Source organism: Bartonella sp. AA78NXGY, from assembly GCF_042197005.1.
GTDB lineage: Bacteria > Pseudomonadota > Alphaproteobacteria > Rhizobiales > Rhizobiaceae > Bartonella.
In genome coordinates this window covers 226,299-246,430 of sequence record NZ_JBHIRI010000002.1, presented here as the reverse complement: position 1 = coordinate 246,430, position 20,132 = coordinate 226,299, and the positions used below count along the sequence as shown (strand labels likewise).

The 20,132-nt window shown below is 35.7% G+C and carries 17 protein-coding genes; 2 read left to right on the top strand and 15 right to left on the bottom strand.

Annotation, left to right across the window (positions count from 1 at the left end; all coding sequences use genetic code 11):
- Position 1: 1 nt before the first annotated feature.
- The 6 genes from ACFINL_RS02265 to tpiA form a co-directional block, all read right to left on the bottom strand.
- Complete coding sequence (locus tag ACFINL_RS02265; RefSeq protein ID WP_375611266.1) at positions 2-409, bottom strand: NINE protein; 408 nt, start codon at positions 407-409, stop codon at positions 2-4.
- Between the two features lie 115 nt (positions 410-524).
- Complete coding sequence (gene eno, locus ACFINL_RS02260) at positions 525-1,793, bottom strand: phosphopyruvate hydratase (protein WP_375645789.1); 1,269 nt, start codon at positions 1,791-1,793, stop codon at positions 525-527.
- Between the two features lie 71 nt (positions 1,794-1,864).
- Positions 1,865-2,701, bottom strand: a complete 837-nt coding sequence (gene kdsA, locus ACFINL_RS02255; RefSeq protein ID WP_375649621.1) for a 3-deoxy-8-phosphooctulonate synthase — start codon at positions 2,699-2,701, stop codon at positions 1,865-1,867.
- 36 nt (positions 2,702-2,737) lie between these two features.
- Positions 2,738-4,366, bottom strand: a complete 1,629-nt coding sequence (locus ACFINL_RS02250; RefSeq protein WP_375631768.1) for a CTP synthase — start codon at positions 4,364-4,366, stop codon at positions 2,738-2,740.
- 129 nt (positions 4,367-4,495) lie between these two features.
- Positions 4,496-4,948 (bottom strand): preprotein translocase subunit SecG, encoded by a 453-nt coding sequence (secG, locus tag ACFINL_RS02245; protein ID WP_375638112.1) that lies wholly within the window; start codon positions 4,946-4,948, stop codon positions 4,496-4,498.
- Between the two features lie 82 nt (positions 4,949-5,030).
- The gene (gene tpiA, locus ACFINL_RS02240) at positions 5,031-5,795 is read right to left on the bottom strand and encodes a triose-phosphate isomerase (RefSeq protein WP_375611262.1); all 765 of its coding nucleotides are present in this window, start codon (positions 5,793-5,795) and stop codon (positions 5,031-5,033) included.
- A 154-nt stretch (positions 5,796-5,949) separates the two neighbouring features.
- Here tpiA and ACFINL_RS02235 point away from each other — a divergent pair, with 154 nt between their 5' ends.
- A complete protein-coding gene (locus ACFINL_RS02235) occupies positions 5,950-7,839 on the top strand; it encodes a peptidyl-prolyl cis-trans isomerase (protein WP_375611261.1) in 1,890 nt (629 codons plus the stop codon).
- Between the two features lie 913 nt (positions 7,840-8,752).
- Here the strand turns inward: ACFINL_RS02235 and ACFINL_RS02230 are convergent.
- The 9 genes from ACFINL_RS02230 to tatA all read right to left on the bottom strand — a co-directional run bounded on the left by ACFINL_RS02230 (position 8,753) and on the right by tatA (position 17,524).
- Positions 8,753-9,613 carry a phytoene/squalene synthase family protein gene (locus tag ACFINL_RS02230; protein ID WP_375649613.1) on the bottom strand — a complete coding sequence of 287 codons (861 nt, stop codon included), beginning with the start codon at positions 9,611-9,613 and terminating at the stop codon, positions 8,753-8,755.
- Between the two features lie 877 nt (positions 9,614-10,490).
- Entirely contained in the window at positions 10,491-10,877 is a 387-nt protein-coding gene (locus ACFINL_RS02225; protein ID WP_375611259.1) for an Mth938-like domain-containing protein, read from the bottom strand.
- A gap of 462 nt (positions 10,878-11,339) precedes the next feature.
- Complete coding sequence (gene yajC / locus ACFINL_RS02220; RefSeq protein ID WP_375649606.1) at positions 11,340-11,792, bottom strand: preprotein translocase subunit YajC; 453 nt, start codon at positions 11,790-11,792, stop codon at positions 11,340-11,342.
- Positions 11,793-12,477: 685 nt separating this feature from the next.
- Positions 12,478-13,659: a peptidoglycan DD-metalloendopeptidase family protein gene (locus ACFINL_RS02215; RefSeq protein WP_375649600.1), complete on the bottom strand. Its 1,182-nt coding sequence runs from the start codon at positions 13,657-13,659 to the stop codon at positions 12,478-12,480.
- A 155-nt stretch (positions 13,660-13,814) separates the two neighbouring features.
- Positions 13,815-14,474, bottom strand: coding sequence for a protein-L-isoaspartate(D-aspartate) O-methyltransferase (locus tag ACFINL_RS02210; RefSeq protein ID WP_273791164.1), 660 nt, complete (start codon positions 14,472-14,474; stop codon positions 13,815-13,817).
- A gap of 133 nt (positions 14,475-14,607) precedes the next feature.
- A complete protein-coding gene (gene serS, locus ACFINL_RS02205) occupies positions 14,608-15,885 on the bottom strand; it encodes a serine--tRNA ligase (protein ID WP_375649592.1) in 1,278 nt (425 codons plus the stop codon).
- A 61-nt stretch (positions 15,886-15,946) separates the two neighbouring features.
- Complete coding sequence (gene tatC, locus ACFINL_RS02200) at positions 15,947-16,729, bottom strand: twin-arginine translocase subunit TatC (RefSeq protein ID WP_375611255.1); 783 nt, start codon at positions 16,727-16,729, stop codon at positions 15,947-15,949.
- Positions 16,726-17,166: a twin-arginine translocase subunit TatB gene (locus ACFINL_RS02195; RefSeq protein ID WP_375611254.1), complete on the bottom strand. Its 441-nt coding sequence runs from the start codon at positions 17,164-17,166 to the stop codon at positions 16,726-16,728. The genes tatC and ACFINL_RS02195 overlap by 4 nt, the downstream gene beginning before the upstream one ends.
- A 55-nt stretch (positions 17,167-17,221) precedes the next feature.
- Positions 17,222-17,524: a twin-arginine translocase TatA/TatE family subunit gene (gene tatA / locus ACFINL_RS02190; RefSeq protein ID WP_375611300.1), complete on the bottom strand. Its 303-nt coding sequence runs from the start codon at positions 17,522-17,524 to the stop codon at positions 17,222-17,224.
- Positions 17,525-19,168: 1,644 nt separating this feature from the next.
- Here tatA and ACFINL_RS02185 point away from each other — a divergent pair.
- Positions 19,169-20,032: a 23S rRNA (adenine(2030)-N(6))-methyltransferase RlmJ gene (locus ACFINL_RS02185; RefSeq protein WP_375612916.1), complete on the top strand. Its 864-nt coding sequence runs from the start codon at positions 19,169-19,171 to the stop codon at positions 20,030-20,032.
- The last annotated feature ends 100 nt before the right edge of the window (positions 20,033-20,132 follow it).

Genomic DNA, 20,132 nt, shown 5'->3' with positions numbered 1-20,132 from the left:
TTTACAAATCTGTAATCTGATTCCCATCTTTATCCGTAAATTTTCCAGCAATAATGAGTATAAAATCAACAATCGCCCAAATACCGGTAATCATCAATCCAAACAATGATAAAGATAAAACGAGCATTAAAGTACCCGTCCGAACTCTCCCAACCATAAAGCGATGAACACCAAAGATACCTGCAACCCAACAAAGAAGTGCAAACATTATCTTTGAGTTCTCTGTACCTGATCTCAACAATGGAAAAACAGAACTGACAACACCCCCTTCATAGACAAAATCAACAGTATCACCAATCCTTGGTGGTTTCTTTCCCAACCAATCCCAAGTCGCAAACTGATAACGCTTACCGTCATCACCCGAAACGAGATACATTCCTTGATCTTGAGTAATAATTATACCTCTCATCTTAATCCCTATAAACTTAAATACCTATAAAATTACTGAGTACATGTCTTTGATAAGAAATCTCAATTTCATAATCTAAATAATATCATACTCTCACACTTTGTGCTCACAACTATCAACGATATACATCACCAGCATAACGCGCTTGGGCTCCCAGTATTTCTTCAATACGAATAAGTTGATTGTATTTGGCTAATCTATCCGAACGTGCAAGAGAACCTGTTTTAATTTGTCCACAATTCGTTGCAACTGCAAGATCTGCAATGAAAGAATCCTCTGTTTCGCCTGAACGATGAGATATAATGGCACGATAACCTGCTTTATGTGCTACTTCTACAGCATCAAGTGTTTCACTCAATGTACCAATTTGATTAACTTTTATGAGAATAGAATTGCCTACCCCCATTTTGATACCATCACGCAAACGTGCTGAATTCGTTACAAACAAATCATCGCCAACAAGCTGACATTTTTCTCCAATTGTGTCAGTAAGTAGCTTCCAACCTTCCCAATCATCCTCTGCCATTCCATCTTCAATTGTAATAATAGGATAATTTTTCACAAGCTGCGCTAAATAATCTACCTGCTCTTGGGTGTCACGGCATTTCCCCTCACCTTTATAAAAATACGAACCATTTTTATAAAATTCTGTTGAAGCACAGTCTAAACCAATGGCAATTTGTTCACCTGGTTTATAGCCACATGCCATGATAGATTCCATAATAAAATCAATTGCTTGATCAGCACTTTTAAATTGAGGTGCAAAACCACCTTCATCACCAACATTGGTATTATAACCCGCATCTTTTAAAAGCTTTTTCAATGTATGGAAAACCTCAGCGCCATAACGGATAGCTTCTTTTACAGTAGGAGCTCCTATAGGAATAATCATAAACTCTTGAAAATCAATCAAGTTATCAGCATGAACGCCACCATTAATAACATTCATCATAGGTGTTGGAAGAATATGTGCTTGTGTACCACCAATATAACGATACAAAGGTAAATTTAATGAATCCGCCGCTGCTTTTGCAACCGCTAATGAAACACCAAGAAGTGCATTGGCACCAAGACGGGCTTTATTTGGCGTTCCATCCAAAGCAATCATTGCTTGATCAATAGCGATTTGATTTGTTGCATCTCGCCCACCAAGTTCTTCAAGAATTTCGCCATTGACTGCAGAAACCGCTTTTTCAACACCTTTCCCTTGATAACGCAAACCACCATCACGAAGCTCTATAGCCTCATGTGCTCCCGTTGAGGCTCCCGATGGAACCAGAGCACGACCAAAAGCCCCATTTTCCAAATGAACATCAACTTCTACCGTTGGATTACCACGGCTATCAAGAACTTCACGCCCAATGATATCGACAATTATAGTCATATATGTTTCCTTATCCAACAAAAGTCGCGATTCATTTATAATGCCCTATTAATGAAATATTTTTTCTCTTCTCAACTCAACTTTTTTGACAGATAATCAAATTCCATTAAAGTCTCAAGCAATCTTTGTAAATCATCAATTTTAATCATATTGGGTCCATCAGAAGGTGCATTATCTGGATCTTGATGTGTTTCTAAAAAAATACCTGCGACCCCAACAGAAACAGCCGCACGCGCTAAAATTTCAACAAATTGACGCTGTCCACCAGATGAAGCCCCCTGCCCCCCAGGTTCTTGAACAGAATGTGTTGCGTCAAAAATAACAGGAGCTCCAAATGAACGTAAAATAGGCAACGAACGCATATCAGAAACAAGCCGGTTATAACCAAATGACGTGCCTCGCTCACAAAGCATAACATTCGGATTACCACTGAAAACAACCTTTTTTAAAACATTCTCCATGTCCCACGGCGCTAAAAACTGACCTTTTTTAATGTTAATAACACACCCTGTTTTAGCAGCTGCTACCAAAAGATCTGTTTGACGACATAAAAAAGCCGGTATTTGTAAAATATCGACCGTAGAAGAAACAATTGCACATTGATCTTCTGTATGCACATCCGTTAATATGGGACAATTAAACTCTTTTTTTAAATCAGAAAAAATAGCCATTGCTTTTTCAAGACCAATACCACGTGCTGCACTCAAAGAGGTTCTGTTGGCTTTATCGTAACTTGATTTATAAACAAACCCCATACCAACCTGATCGGTAATGGTTTTAATACGACCAGCCATTTCAAAAGCATGATCACGACTTTCCATCTGACACGGCCCTGCAATTAATGAAAGAGGCATTTCATTTGAAAAAATCATATTTCCAACTTTCACACGGGCATTTGGTTTAGTCATTTTATCCCTCAAAAGCAAAGTAATCCAATTTATGCATTAAACCAATCGACTTTGTTCTACAGCGGCTTCAATAAAAGAAGAAAAAAGCGGATGTGGATCAAAAGGACGAGATTTTAATTCTGGATGATATTGAACACCAATAAACCATGGATGATCTACATATTCTATCGTTTCTGGTAAAATACCATCAGGAGACATCCCAGAAAAAATCAAACCACACTGTTCTAACTTATCCTTATAATCAATATTGACCTCATAACGATGACGATGTCGCTCGACAATCTTGGTCATCCCATAAATTTGAGCAATATGACTCTCTTCTTTTAATTCAGCAGCAAAAGCACCAAGGCGCATTGAACCGCCGAGATCACCATTTCTTGTACGTTTTTCAAGAACGTCCCCTTTAAGCCATTCTGTCATTAAACCTACAATTGGATTGTCTGTTTCGCAAAACTCGCTTGATGAAGCATTCTCAATCTGTGCAATATTGCGCGCAGCTTCTATACAAGCTAATTGCATCCCAAAACAAATCCCTAAAAATGGAACTTTACGCTCTCGCGCAAATTGAATTGCTCGAATCTTCCCTTCTGCCCCTCGTGCCCCAAAAGCACCTGGAACCAAAATTCCATGGGCTTTTTGTAAAGCTGAAACAGAATCTTCTTTTTCAAAAAGCTCCGAATCAATCCACTCAATATTAACCTTCACTCTATTCGCTAAACCACCATGCGCAATCGCTTCAATCAGAGATTTATAAGCATCCTTTAAGCCCGTATATTTTCCCACAACAGCAATCGTAACTTCTCCTTCAGGATGGTGAATACGATGCGTAATATCTTCCCAACGATCCATCTTGGGGGAAGGTGCCGAATCGATTCCAAAAGCGCAAAGAACTTCAGAGTCCAAACCTTCCTTATGGTATGCCATAGGAACATCATAAATTGTTGGCATATCTAATGCCTGAATGACTGCATTGGAGCGAACATTGCAAAAAAGTGATAATTTGCACCGTTCTGTTTCTGGAATAGATCGATCTGCACGTACAAGCAAAATATCAGGAGAAATACCAACTGCTTGCAATTCTTTGACAGAATGTTGTGTTGGTTTCGTTTTTAATTCACCTGCTGAAGGAATATAAGGCATTAATGTGAGATGGACATAAACGACATTTTGTCTCGGTAGCTCATTGCGAAGCTGACGAATCGCTTCTAGAAAAGGCATTGCTTCAATATCACCAACCGTTCCACCTATCTCACACAAAACAAAATCAAATTCTTCATTTCCCATCGTAATGAATCTCTTAATTTCATCTGTAACATGAGGGATAACTTGGACTGTTGCCCCCAAATAATCACCACGCCGCTCTCGTTCAATGATATTGCGATAAATACGCCCTGTTGTAATATTATCTTGGCTATTTGCAGAACGCCCAGTAAAACGCTCATAATGACCAAGATCAAGATCCGTTTCTGCACCATCATCGGTCACAAATACTTCACCATGTTGATAAGGTGACATCGTACCTGGATCAACATTTAAATAAGGATCAAGTTTGCGAAGACGTACGCGATAGCCACGAGCCTGTAATAACGCTGCTAACGCCGCCGCTGCGATGCCTTTTCCAAGGGAAGAAACCACACCACCAGTAATAAAAACATAACGTGCCATGGGCTTATGGTGATAAGCAATTTATAATGATTTTTCCAGCAAAAAATGCAAAAAGAAACAATTTTCCTTCTAAAATAAAAAAGGCGAAAAAAATCACCTTTTTTAAAAAGTCTATGTTTTCTTAAAAAACTATTTTGTACTGTTATCGGGAACTGTATTTTCAAGAACCTGAGGAACTGGACTTTCTACTTCAGGATTTGTGGACTGTTTCTGTTCCTGCGAAGAATTCGAAGTGCCTCCTAGCTGTTCAAGAATAGAAGGGGAAGACTCACCATCTGATGATGGGACTGATCCTGAGTCTTTATTGGTAGAATTCTGCTCTGAATTAACCGGTATACGCTTTAAAATATCAGAACTAGAATTTGATATATTACTCACCACGGTAAGTCCAATAGATACAACAAAAAAACAACAGGCTAAAATAGCAGTCAAACGTGTTAAAGGGTTTCGAGATCCACGAGTTTTCATCAACCCTGAGCTATTACTCACACCTAACCCACCACCTTCTGAAGGTTGAATTAATATAATACCAACCAAAGTAATCACAATCAAAAAATGAATAACTATAAGTACTGTTTGCATAAACCCTGCTCTTTAAATAACTCTTTAATAGCTATTTACACATAAATAACGCACAATCCAAGGGGAAACTCAAATTTCTCTGCTATAGTTTACGACAAACATCGCAAATAGTTAAAAAATCAATCGCTTTTAAGCTTGCTCCACCTATCAAAGCACCATTAACATGAGCAATGCTTAAAAGCTCAAATGCATTGGATGGTTTTACGGATCCACCATAAAGCAAACGTATCTTATTGCCTTCATCACCAAAACGAGAGCGCACCCTATCACGAATGAAATGATGTACTTTTGCAATATCTTCTGGAGTCGCTGTATTGCCGGTGCCTATCGCCCAAACTGGTTCATAAGCGATAATGGTATTCTCTGCTGTTGCATCATTTGGGAGAGATTCTTCAAGCTGCTGCGTGAGAATATCCAGTACTTTATTATTATTACGCTCCTCCAATGTTTCACCAATACATACAAGAGCCACAAGACCTGCTCGCCACGCAGCTTGCACTTTGGCACAGACAATCGCATCATTTTCCTGGTACACTGTACGACGTTCTGAATGCCCAATAATAACATGACTTGCTCCCGCTTCTTTAAGCATAAAAGCTGAAATATCTCCAGTATAAGGACCATGATCATCAAAGTGACAATTTTGTCCTCCCAAAAGGAGATTTTCACCATTCAGCGTATTAGAAGCACGCGATAAAAGCGTTGCTGGAACACAAATAAGCGCCTCAAAAAGATGACCTAGATCAGAGCTAACGCCTGTAGCAATAGCACGCAACTCTCCAAGCGATTCACTCGTTCCATTCATTTTCCAATTTCCAGCAAGAAAAGGCCGAATATTTGGAGACATATTTTCACCTCAAGAGCTTTTACAATATATTGTTTATCTGTAGTTACCAAATTATAAAATGAAAGCAAGTCTTTAAAGCTTGCATCTTTCATCTCTTTATTGCAAATTCCATTACAGCTTTGATAATAACTCACATTAAAAATGGACTTGAACAATGCTTGACATCATAAGAAATGCTACAAATTCTTGGATTTTTAGAATTTTCCTTGCTATTTTACTCTTATGCTTCATTCTTTTATGGGGGGTACCGCAGTTACACAAAAAAAGTGAAAGAGATCTTATTACTTCTGGAAAGTCCACAGTAACTGTCGATGATTATCGTCTTGCACTCGCCGATCAAAGCGCACGTTTAGCATATGCTGCTCATCTTGGACGAATGTTTACAACAAATGAAATGCAGCAATACCAAATTCCTGCTTTTGTATTTAATCAATTACAACAAAATGTACTGCTTGATGAACAAGCACGTAAAATGAAAATAAGTCTTTCAAAAGATACAATAGCTCATACGATTGGTTCTGATAAAATGTTCCAAGTAAATGGCACTTTTGATAAAAACTTGTTTTATAACTATCTTCAGCATTTACGTATTAGTGAAAGTGCTTTTCTTAATTATTACACCAAACAAGAAAAGCGTAATCAGCTTATTGCTGCTTTACTTTCTGATATGAAGGCACCAAATCTCTTTTATAAAGCACTTGCTCTTTATCAAGGAGAAATGCGTATTGCTGATTATCTCGTTATTGATCTAAAAGAAAAGAAAACAATTGCTGATCCTGATTACGAAACATTACAAAAATGGTTTGAAACACATCAAAGTCAATTTCGTGCTCCAGAATACCGTACTGTCTCTTTGCTATCTATGGAACTTAATGATTTTGTAAAACCTAAAGATATCTCAACAGATGAGGCAAAAGCCTATTATACACAAAATGCTTCACGTTTTGTAACGCCTGAAAAGCGTACATTCGAAGAACTGCGATTCCCCTCACGCGAAGAAGCCGATAATGCAGCAAAAAAAATAGCTGACGGATTGAGTTTTGATGAACTGGTAAAAGCTGAAAAAAAGACTCTTAATGACATAAAAAAAGGTCCTCTCGCAGAAAACGAACTTCCTAATCATCTGACATCTGAAATTTTTGAACTTCAACAAGGCCAAGTCAGTCCTGTGATAAATGACTTACAGGGACCTGTTCTCATTCGCGTTACGCATATTGAACCTTCAAGCTCTCTTCCTTTTGAAAGTGTAGAAGAAAATATTCGCCAAATACTTGCCAAAAATCGTGCTACTGATGATATCCGTAACAATTATGCTGCCATTGAAAATGCTCGTTTTGAGGGTGCTTCTCTCAAAGAGTTAGCTGACCAATACAAGTTATCTTTGCGCACAATTACTATTGATAAAACGGGAAAAACGCTTGAAGGTGCAATACTCACGGATTTACCTCAAAAAGATATTTTACTGAATGCCATCTATCAATCAAACGAAGGAGTCGATCTTGATCCTCTCTCTTTTCAAAATGGTGGATATCTCTGGTACAAGGTCGATAAAATTATTCCTTCCCGTGATAAGACACTTGAAGAGGCTAAGCTAGATGTTCTTTCTCAATGGAAAAATGAGGAAATCCAACGTCTTCTTGATGAAAAAGCCCAAAATGCTCTCAAACAGCTCACGGAAGGAAAAAGTCTTGTTGCTCTTGCTCATACCCTTGGTGTTACAAAACAAACAACACCCGCCCTCCGGCGTCAAGACTCATCTGAAATCCTTGGCGTTGAAGGGATTAAAGCATTATTTGCTGCTCCCAAAGGTCATTATGGCATCATAAAAGGTCCGGTTGCAACAAACCGTATCATTTATCAAATAAAGACTGTAACCATGCCTAAAGATATCACGTCTCATACTCTTTCAACTGAGGTCCGCGCCAATATAGATATGATGATAAGAGAAGATCTCAAGCTAGAAATGCTACAAGTTGCCAATAAAGAACATCCTTTGGAAATTAATAGCACAAATTATAATCAGATCTTTAACGCTCTCCAATAAAAAGATTGTGCATAATTTTAAGAACTTATTGATAAAGTTTTCATCAGCTCTTCGTCTATAGTTGAAGAGGTAAGACGGATTTCTTGTCTGCATATCTTAGGATCAGCGTTTGTATAATGATTCATTTTCTCGCAAAACAGTGCATGTATGGATTTGCGAGAAAATAGTCAATGGAATGTAGAATCGTTTTTGCAATGCATTAAAAAACATTATCCATCCAAAGGTCGTAAAGGTTGCCGCCCATTAAGCTATAAACATCATCCCTATCGTCATTCATTCATAGCTCATTATATTGCTACTCTTAATATTCATTCATAGGGAGCGTATTGCTTCTTCCTTAAATGATTTCATTTACACATCCAACTTATAATAGATAAAAAAACTATTTTTAAAATTCATTATAAAAATGGAGAAATCTTTTTCTATTCAAGACTCTCATTCAATATAAGAAAAAACGTATTATCATTATAAATCAATATATTCATCAATCATAACAGTCATCAATTATGATGTTATAATTTCTCAAAAATAAGAGTTTTTTATAGACTTATAGACTGCTAAGATAACTTCTCTCATAAAATAGAAATTTCATTTCATTTGCAAATGAGATACAATCAATACATTCAGAGTACTTAAAAGTTCTTCTTCAAACAAACCAATGTATTAAGATTTATCTCATGTTTTTCTTTCTCTGCATCTCACCCATCCAATACACTGAATAAAACATATTACTGATGAAGAAATACAGCGTATTTTCAAGATCATAAAATTTCTTATTCTTTTGCGTTCATAACAACCAAAACATCAACATTTTTTATAACAAAAAAATGGTTTGGAATCACAATAGCTCCTTTTATCTTCATATGAAAAAATCAGTCTACATGTTACGCATTCCAACGTAGTAATATTTTTTTTACAATATCTTTGGAAAATTGCCGCTTATTGCTGCCCTTGTTATCAACCAATAGCGATACATCAATGGCAAAGTTGCACTCTCTTGAAAAATTGCTGCCCCCAGCTGTATAGCTTTTTGAAGAGAAGCTGGTACAATGACCAATGGAAGAAAAGCTGGCTTAAGAACTCTAGGTAAAGTACAAGAATACTCGTAAAATTGGGTATAATGATCGCGCGATAATGCTACCATAGCTTCAACAATACAACCCTTTTGTTGATCGCTGAGACGATGAGATTCCAAATCTTTCCTATTCACTCCTACAGCCTTTAATATATCAGTGGGTAAATAATATTGATATCGTGATTGCATGAATGATAAAAGACGCAATACACCGCTTAATCCTTGAGAAATCCCTCCATGTTCATAGATATCTGTAAACTCTTGTGCAGTTTCAGGATCTAATATCTGACAAGAAAGCTGTAAAATTATGCCTGCTGTCTCACCACAATAATGCTCTAGATCATGAAGTGTTTCTATTGGATTGTGATAAAGATCTAAAATTTGCGCATCACAATAACGTAAAAAAGCTGTCTTAGGTAAATTAAAAAGAGTGATTGCTTTTAATAAATCATTCAAAATCGGATTGTTTCCACTCGTTTGCATTTCACCATGAGCAATAGCATCATACCACCAACGTAACCGTATTTCTCCTATGAGTGGGTCATGTACACTTTCGCGGATACGAGAAACTTCAGCATTAAATACATAAAGAGCAGCCAATGCTTGGCGCTTTTTTTTAGGTGCAAATAAAACCGATATATAGCGATCACGATCTATGGTACGTAAAATATCAAGACAATAAGGAAGAGAGCCTATCATTCTATGAACCTATTAACGTCCCTTTTCTAGCAATTAAATTAATACCCTCTTTTTATTCATATTAAAAAATGAAGGATAAGCAAATACAGTTCAGAAAATAAGATTTTTAAATGTGTCTCTTAACTGTATTATGAATTAAAATTTCTTTTCTAATCCCTTTTCGTTTTAGAAAGAAAAAAATTAAATAAATAATTTTTCTGATAAAACTTATCTTATCGGACTTCAAGTTTTCATTTGCAATAAAAAAGCTAAAAACCAATCGTAACATGCATAGTAAAACTTGAACAACAAACAACGCAAAACACTTTTTCAGTGGATAGATGACAATGTTATTTTATAAAAAATGCACTGATCACAAAAACTTCATCAATCATTGACCTCCTCCCCATCCTAAAAGACAAAGGTTCTTACCAACACCAATTTGTAAAAAATCCAATTGCTCTCGGTGCGTTTCTGTTACTATAAACGCATTGATTTATAATCATAATTTTGTGTTTTGTATATTAAATTAGAATCCCAAATATCGTAGATATACTTTCATTTCAAACCAATTCCATGTTACATTAATAAAAACTATTCCCTTGCACGTCATAAGCGGAACTGGCTTGTAGGTAAAAACTGTATAAGAAAGAATTAAAATGCCTCTTATGAACTGTCTTAAGTCCCAAGAGCTGATCACTCATGTGATTCATTAGGAACTATGAGCAAACTTTGTCCTGAATACTTGCTGCTGTATTTAAAAAACACTTAATGTGTTAAGTTATGTATATTCTATACCCTTATATCACCGCCTTAAACGACAGTATTTTACAGCGCAGAAAATAATCACACAAGTCTTTCATGCTAGACTAGAGCCTTTGTTTTATTAAACAATACTCTATTCTACCGCAAATAATAACGCCGCAACAGCGCGATCTTCAGCCAATAAAACATTAAATGTACGCACCGCCGCTCCCGTACTCATTGTATCTGATGAAATACGTTTTTCCCATAAAAGCACCCGTAACTCTTCAGGTAATCGTAATAATTCAATTCCAGTACCTATTAATAAAACTTCGATTTCAGAAGCTTCTTCTAAAATACGAGATATATCCCTTTGAGTGGGAACAGGCCCTGCCATCTCAATGCCATAAATACCTGATGGTACACAAATAATAGAACCTCTATGAGACATATCAGCAAAACGAAACCCACCATTTCCATAAGCATCAATAGGTGCGCGACTTGGAAAATGTGCTTCACGAATTTGAATTGCATCGAACATGAATATGCACCTTTTATTTTTGAATAATCCAATTGTCTTTGCTTCTTCTCATCATAAAAATTAAAGTAAGGCTAATATAAACATTGATATGTTAAACATAGCCTAGTATTGAAGTGAAAATTTTTATATAATGCCCTAATCTTCTCATACAAGAAATATATGAAAATTTGGGAATAAACTGCCGTAAAATGCTATACCTGCTTAAATAAATCTATCTTTTAAAAAGTTTCCTCAGCTTATTTACTCACAAATTGCTTTTTATAAAAACAATGATCTTGTTTAAAAAACAGAAAAAAATTGCGTAACATTCTATAAATAAAACAACTATTTTAATAATCTAAAGAAAACAAAAACTCCATTTTCTGTAGCCACTATAAAAGCCTCTTTTTCAATGAAATTGTCTTGGTCTTGCCAAGCTTTTTATAAAAATGCTTAAAAAATGTAATAAACTGCCATTACACCTTAAGATGCATTTTCCTTTGATACAGCTTTTTTCTCTTCAGAGATACTCATATCTTCTTTCGTTGTCTTTTTAGATTTAGACTTTTGTGGTGTTTTTGCTTTAGCATTAAGTTTTGACTTTTTTTCTGCAACCGGCTCACCTTTAACGCGCACATCAGCTAATGTTGAGCGAATAACACGAATATTCATACTCTCACCAATTTCAACCTCTAATTCACCACTCTCGTCGTGAACCTTCGTAACCTTGCCGATAATACCACCACCCGTTATAACTGTATCACCACGACGTACTGCATTAAGCATTTCTTGGCGTTTTTTCATTTGGGCACGCTGTGGACGAATGATAAAAAAATACATAATTGCAAAAATTAAAATGAATGGGACAGCGCTAGCAAATGAAATTCCACCGGAAACATCGCCTGCAACTTGAGCATAAGCGTTCGTAATAAACATTTTTATCTCCTATAGTTAAACCTCAGGTATTTCCCACTCTATTAAAATGAAATTCCGATACAGAAAAAATTCCTAAAGAATTTATCATAAAAAGCAATAACGACATAATCTAATCACAGCTTTACAAAAATACAATAAATCCTTAAGAGGCAGAATACCAAAATACAATGAGAAAAATCTTAAAAAATAGATTCACTTTCCCCTATTGTATATCCTACAATACAAATCTTTTCACTAACTCAATAAATTATACAAGATAATTTTTCTAATGAACAAACTTAATTTATATAGATAATTTATCGTTTTTGATATCAAATGACAGATCTAAATACAATAAAACGCTCTCATTTCAAACCTTCTGAATTAATCAAAACGATTTTCTTGCACGTCACACATATTAAATGAGCCTGTAGATAAAAACTTTTTAAGAAAGGCGTGAAAATATCTTTTTCATGCTTCTCTCAAATGCAAGAGCAATTGAAACACTCAAAGCTGACAAATAGTATGATACTATTGTCTTACACTTTCATAAATACAAAAATGGTAATATTTACCGACCCCAACGAACTACTTTCCTAAAACCAATGATTTTTTGCTGCAATGTCATTGATTTAAGAAAATCAATTATTTTTCATGAATTTTCTATAAACTGTAAGACTATTCAAATGTAAACGTCATCAATAAATTAGTTTTCTAAATATTTAAGGGGATCAACAGGTAATGAATTCTTACGCATCTCAAAATAGACACGTGGCGTTTTAACATTTCCTGAAACACCAGATTTAGCAATCTCATCACCGCGCCTTATCCTTTGTCCTTTGTTAACAACAAGCTTACTATTACATCCATAAATAGTGATAATATCATTTTCATGTCGAATCATCACAACATTACCAAGCTCTTTTAGTCCATCTCCCGCGTAAATAACCACACCATTTTCTGCCGCCTTTACCGAAGACCCTTCAGGCACTGCAATATCTATTCCTCGATTCATTACTGTTCCCTTTTTTTGACCGAACTGGCTTAATAAACGCCCTCGTACTGGCCAACGCATCTTAGAAATTCCTGTGGCTTGCGGAGTCGTCATATTATCTGTATTCGTAACAGTACTTGACAAACCAGTCTCATGTTTCAATTGCGTCATCTGTTTAGAAAAATTTTTCTCAGAACTTGATTTGTTCATCTTTGCAGAGGGTGGCGTTGTTACAGGAGCTTTATATATAGGAGAGGACTTCTTGTTTTTTATAGAGGACATCACTTGAGATTGGGATGTAGATTCTGTAGTTGACACTGCCCAATCGTTATTATTGTGTGCATTTGAAGCTGCTAATGTACGCCTGCTTGGAACAACCAGTACCTGACCGATATAAATGGAATTGCTGTTTATACCGTTTGCTAATTTTAATGCCTCAACACTAACCCCTACTTGTCGTGCAATACTGAGCAGTGTATCTCCACTCTGGACAATATAAGAATTCCGCCGAAAAATAGGAGATTTATCCATTTGTGAACGAGAAAGTGTTCCAAGATTACGTGGAGGGGAGCCCATAACGCGACCATCAGAAGAAGTTATCCTATCTTGATGTGGAAAATTATAGGGGGAATTATCATCTCCCCACGAATCATCACTTGATTCCACAGGTGGCAATTCAGTGCTTTGTATCATACCACTACCGTATGATAGCATGCGCGGGTCTGTATACATAGTGCTTGATATATTTGATTGAGATGATACCGTACGATGAGAGAACGTATTGGAAAAACGCTGTGTACCAGAACTACAACCAGCAACAATAGTTACCACCGCTAACAAAGTTATTCTCTGAAAATTATGCTGGAAAATATTATCCAAAGCTTTTAGACACATCGTTTTGCTCACTCATCAATAATCAACTCACTCCATTAAAGCTTTTTTAAATTACCGAAGAGTTAAAATGAGATGTTTTATTCATAAATATCTTTATATAAGATCAAAATGAATTTAACGTAGACAATTTGAAGAAACTTCTTAGCTTTTAAAAATTAAAGTATCTCCGCAATGCCTTTAATAAAAGGTTGGTAACGCACTTGGAACAGTTCTAAACACTCAAATCGACTACCAATTTTTGTATAGCGCGTCACCGTTTGTACCCCTTCGTCAGGTCCTATCGCCTGAATGAGAATTCCATTTTCAGCTAAAAGTTCTAAAAATTCCTTTGGTTCATCAAAACGTGATGGCCAAATAAGAATGCGATCAAATGATCCTAAGCCTGTCACGCTATGACTTCCATCAATCTGCCGTATAACAATATTTTCAATTCCTAAAGTTTGAAATTTTTGGCGTGCTAAATCAACAAGCGTTTTATAACGATCAATCGTTGTCACACGGTCACTCAGACATGCCATAAGAGCAGTACAAAAACCAGATCCTGTACCAATTTCTAAGACACGATGCCTTTTTTTCAACGATAATGCCGAAAGAATTAAGAGTTGTTCTTCCAAACGTTCCATATATTCACCACACTCAAGGGGAATAACTTTATTATCATAAGCACTATTGAACCAAGGAGCAGCAACAAACTGTTGACGCGGAATTTTCTCTAATGCCGAAAAAAATCGCACGTCATCAATGCCTTTGCTACGCATTTTCAGTACAAGAGCGGCTAACTCCTCACGAAATTGTAAAATACCCTTTTGCCCCATAGTATCATTCAATCTCCAATGGAGGTGCACTTTTATCATACTGACAAACTGCTTCTTTTAAAATGGCAAAAACTTGCGTCTGTGTATCATCACCTCTTGGCAATAAACGCATATTGTCTCTCCTTTCGTAAAATTAAGCAGTAATACAGCGCATGCCTCCCATATAAGGTTGTAAAACATCTGGAATAATAATTGATCCATCAGCCTGTTGATAATTTTCAAGTACGGCAATAAGACAACGTCCAACAGCCGTACCAGAACCATTAAGGCTATGAACAAAATGCAATTTTTTATCGCCTTCTTTACGATAGCGCGCATTCATACGGCGACCTTGAAAATCTCCACAAACTGAACAGCTAGAAATTTCACGATAACATTCTTGACCAGGAAGCCAAACCTCGATGTCATAGGTTTTACGCGCTGCAAACCCCATATCACCCGTAGAAAGAACCACTGTGCGAAAAGGCAAACCAAGCCGCTTTAATATATCTTCTGCACATTCCGTCATACGTTCCAATTCAATTAAAGACTGCTCTTCACTGGTAATCGAGACCATTTCAACTTTCCAAAATTGATGCTGACGCAACATACCGCGCGTATCACGACCGGCTGCTCCCGCCTCTGAACGAAAACAGGGAGATAAAGAAGAAAATCGCAGTGGTAAATCTGATATTTCAAGAATTTCATCGTTGACCAAATTGGTTAATGGCACTTCTGCTGTGGAAATAAGCCATCGACCATCTGTTGTACGAAAAAGGTCTTCAGCAAATTTCGGTAATTGTGCTGCTCCGTAAACAATCTCATCACGAACAAGAAGAGGTATTGAGACTTCTGTGTAACCATTCTCATTGACATGCACATCAAGCATAAACTGGCCTAATGCTCGTTCTAGCCGTGCTAACGCCCCTGAAAGTACTGTAAAACGTGTTCCAGACAAACGACTAGCTCGTTCAAAATTCATCTGTTTGAGATCTTGACCAAGATCAAAATGTTCCTTTGGTGTAAAATTAAATGTTGGAGGTGTACCAAAATGTCGAATGACGACATTATCACTTTCATCTTTACCTTCTGGAACATCATCTAATGGAATATTGGGAAGTGCTGAAAGAATTTTCTCAAGACTCTCCGTCAGCTGTTTTTCTTCCACTGTTGCAGAGGAAAGAAAAGCTTTAATCTCTTCAACTTCAGCTTTAAGACGTTCAGCCATTTGCTGATCCGATACCGCTAAAGCCTGTCCTATTTCCTTTGAAACAGCATTGCGACGTTCCTGCGCCAATTGCACCTTAGCAATATGCGACCGACGTGCAAGATCAAGTTGTATTAACCTTTCAGCTTGTGGCTCAAGACCTCTACTTACGAGTGCTTTATCTAATTTCTCAGGATTGTCACGAATCCACTTAATATCAAGCATAAAAATTCCTCATTTATATTGTTTTTATTCATTCCTTATCGCATAAGATTATACACTTTTCTTAAGCGGATTTTCTTCTCTTTTCTATACTGTAAGCAATTAAAATTGAAATCTCGTAAAGTGCTATTGTTGGTAAAGCCACTGCAAACATCGTAAAAAAATCCGACGGCGTTATGATTGCCGCAATGATAAAAGAGAGCAAAATAGCCCATTTTCGTTTAGACACCAAATCATGAGACGTTAAAAATCCAATTTTTGTTAAAAGACTGATGACAAGAGGTAATTGAAAAATCAAACCAAAAATTAGGATAAATGATGTCATAAAGCCCAAATAATCAGAAATACGCACTATAAACTCTATTTTTAAATGAACATCTGGAAGAAATTGTTGAGAAAGGCTAAACCATAGTATTATTGGCGCTAATAGACCATAAACAAACGCTCCCCCAATACAAAATAAAATAGGCCCCCCAATGAGAAATGGTAAAAAAGCCATCCGCTCATTTTTATAAAGCCCTGGTGCAATAAAACTATAAAACTGAAAAGCCGTATAGGGAAAAGATAAAATAATTCCCCCAAAAGCAGAAAGCTTCATCTTCGTTAAAAAAGTTTCCCATACTTGCGTTGATTGCAAACGAATACCCTCAGGGTTACCCCCTGCTATTTTCATTGCCCACTGATATGGCCATAGTAAAAAATTTAAGATATAATCTTTAACAAGAAAACACATCATAAAAGCGATCATAAATGCAACCAAGGCAGAAATAATTCGCTGACGAAGTTCAATTAAATGTTCTAAAAGTGGAGCCATATTAGCATCAACTTCATTTTTTTTTACATTCATGACATATCTTCTTTTTCTTTATCTTTAGGAGAAACAAAAATGTTTTCAGAATGATGAGAAGCTATAGAAACTGTCATATCTTTCTTGATTACCTTTTGATCACATTCCAAAATTTCTTTATCTTTTTTTGATTTATGATGTGTTTCCTTAACATCCCAATTATCGTGGATATCCTCTAATATATTTTGAGTGGGATCAAAAGTTTCTGCCAACTTCTTGCTTGAATCGCTAATATCCGAACATACTTTTTGCAAATCATCGCGCTCGATTTGTTTTATTACATCATCAAACTGATGACGAAGTTCATTTGCTGTTGAATACACATACGCTCTTATCTTTGCTACTGTCTTTAATATTTTAGGTAAATCTTTTGGTCCAACGACAATGATGAGAACAAGTAAGATTACGATAAACTCTGGTCCGTCAATCCCAAACATCTCTTAATTCGACTTTCTCATCAAAAAATATTGCACAATGATGATTGCGTTTTTGTTACTGTTTTTTAGCAACAGATGTTTTGCTTTTTTTAGAAACAGAAGAAACCTTTCTGCGTGCTGTTGCATGTTTTACCGATAACGGCTGAGATTGTTGAGATTCTACATCAATCATTTGGGAAGTAGGAGCCATTTCAACTTTATCCTCAATGCCGTCATCTTCTTCTTTCATATTTTTTTTGAAGGCTTTAATTCCTTTAGCAACATCGCCCATTAATTCAGAAATTTTACCGCGACCGAAAAGCACAAAGATAATCAATAAAATTATAATTAAATGCGTTGGTGAAAAAATATTACCCATTATTCTCTCTAACTTTATGCTTTTAAATTTGATTTCATTTATCCATGCTTCCCCTGAAGAATGTATCAAATATAATATCTTACTTATATATTTTCTTCTTAACTTAAAAGCAATTACACGCTTTTATTGCAAAAAGAACTTTTTATCCTCTCATCCTTTTTTAGCGTATTATAACACAAACCATTCAAAAATGATAAACCACTTCATACAAAGTTCAAAACACTTAAAAACTTTTCTAAAATAACTTCATCTGATCTCTTAGGTTACTCATCTTCCTGTAAATACTATAGCCAATGTCTTTCCTTTTAAACAATGTTGTACGTATCATTACAAACATTTCCGCCAAATTATCCTTTACTGATAAAAATCATAACATGCTGTAAAACATTTTACGTATTCAATTAAAAAAATCAGAAAGAAAAATCTCTAAAAAACTTTCTTAACACATCATCAGTCTCTTCAAAAACGATCATCTTACGCACAACATTTACTCTTTGCGTTGGGGTGGAAATTTTATCATCCATTATTCCATATACAATACGAAATATGAGCCATCATCGTATTCAATTAAATATCTGGCGTGTAAATAAAAACTATTAGCGGAAAGAGTAAAAATGCACTTTATGAACCAACTCAAGTGCCAAGAGGTATGGCAATACTGCTAAAAAATAAAAAAGGTACCAGCTTGTGCCTTTATTCAGTAAAATACCTCCATATAACCAGCTCTCTAAGCCACTGTATGCTCTAACTATTACAAGTCTCCGGATTCTGGGCATGCGTTCTCATAATATCATGTGTTTAACCTATCTCAGTATTGAAAACAGAATGGGCATGAATAGAAAATTACATTCAATCAAAAGCATGGTATCGAAGCATAATCCATATAAAAAGAATTTCTTATCCTAGCCTTTTTTATAAGATTACCTCATAAAGCCGCTCGATAATACAGTGTTAGAGATAGATAAACCTATTTACTTTAGTTTAAAATTCCTCATTTTGATTGAGATAGCTTGCAGAGCACATATCAATTTTCAAAAGTTTTATTTTAGCATCATACACAATAACCTAGCTATTTAGCGTGTATAATGTAAAGCTTTGGCTCCGCTTAAAGCAATGAAATTCATTCACACTTTTACAAAAATCTATCACTATAACACCAGCACTTTATTGCTCTATCCATAATTTTACGCTTGCTAAAAAACTTATAAATGTAACAATGTTTTTATCAAGCATTTGAAATTCTTTAATCTTTAAACAAGCAAATTGATGAATGAATTTGAAAGATACCCTTCAATTTTCAACAAACTTCACTAATATTCTCGTTAATTGAGTGTTTTTTATAGTCTTCCTAGAAGAGTCCGCGATCATAAAAAATTTCTCTTACAACATAAATATCTCTATTGAAATGTTTGATCTCTTCTTGTCTATCTTTCATATAAAAAATTTAAAATTTTAACGATTAATCTCATAATATAAAAATAGCCTTGTGAATAAATGCTCCAATGACATTAATATTTTTTCTGTAGTGTATAATTTGGGAGTGAGGGTATTGTTTGATTTCTACAAGAGTATTTTTATGGATATCAATTCTATTATTCTATGCTAATAATCCGGTACAGTTATACATATGATAGAGTTTACTCCATGAATTATCGGCATATTTATCATGCTGGCAATTTTGCTGATGTTTTTAAACACATTATTGTCACTCGCATTGTAGAATATCTCAAACGCAAAGAAAAAGCTTTTCGCGTTATAGATACGCATGCTGGAATCGGTATTTATGACCTTTCTTCTTTAGAAGCACATAAAACAGGAGAGTGTCGCGAAGGTGTCCAACGACTTTTTTCAACTCCTATCCCAGAAGATTTAAGAACACTCCTTTGTCCATGGTGTGATATCATTGATGCCCTCAATAAAGGGGAAAAAGAAATTGTATTTTATCCTGGATCTCCTGTTCTTATTCGTCAATTATTACGGAAACAAGATCGCCTCACCGCAATAGAATTGCACAATGAAGATTATCATATTTTAGCAAAAAACTTTGCAGGAGATTATCAAACAAAAGTTCTGCATTTAGATGGTTGGCTTTCCTTAAATGCTCATGTACCACCAAAAGAAAAACGTGGGTTTATCCTTGTTGACCCTCCCTTTGAAAAAACTGGAGAGTTTTCCCGCCTTATTGATGGATTAACGAAAGCCTATCGTCGCTTTTCTGGAGGAATCTACGCTTTATGGTATCCTGTTAAATATGACAAAGAAATTGAAAGTTTTCTTCACGCGCTTTATCAAACCGGAATTCCTAAGATTCTACAGCTTGAAATGCGTATCCGAAAAAGTTCAAGTCCACCGACAATGAATGGAAGTGGTATGATTATTATTAACCCTCCCTACCTTTTGGAAGAAGAAATGAAAAAACTCAGCCCCTTTCTTATCAACCGTCTGGGACAAGATGAAAATGCCCAAATAACGCATAAGTGGCTTCAAAAAGAACATCTGTTATGTTAGATCTTTCTCTGATATTTTTTCTAAATCAAATATCATGTTGTAAAATACAAAGGCATTAAATGATAAAGTTCTTTGATTCTTTGGATAATACCAACATATT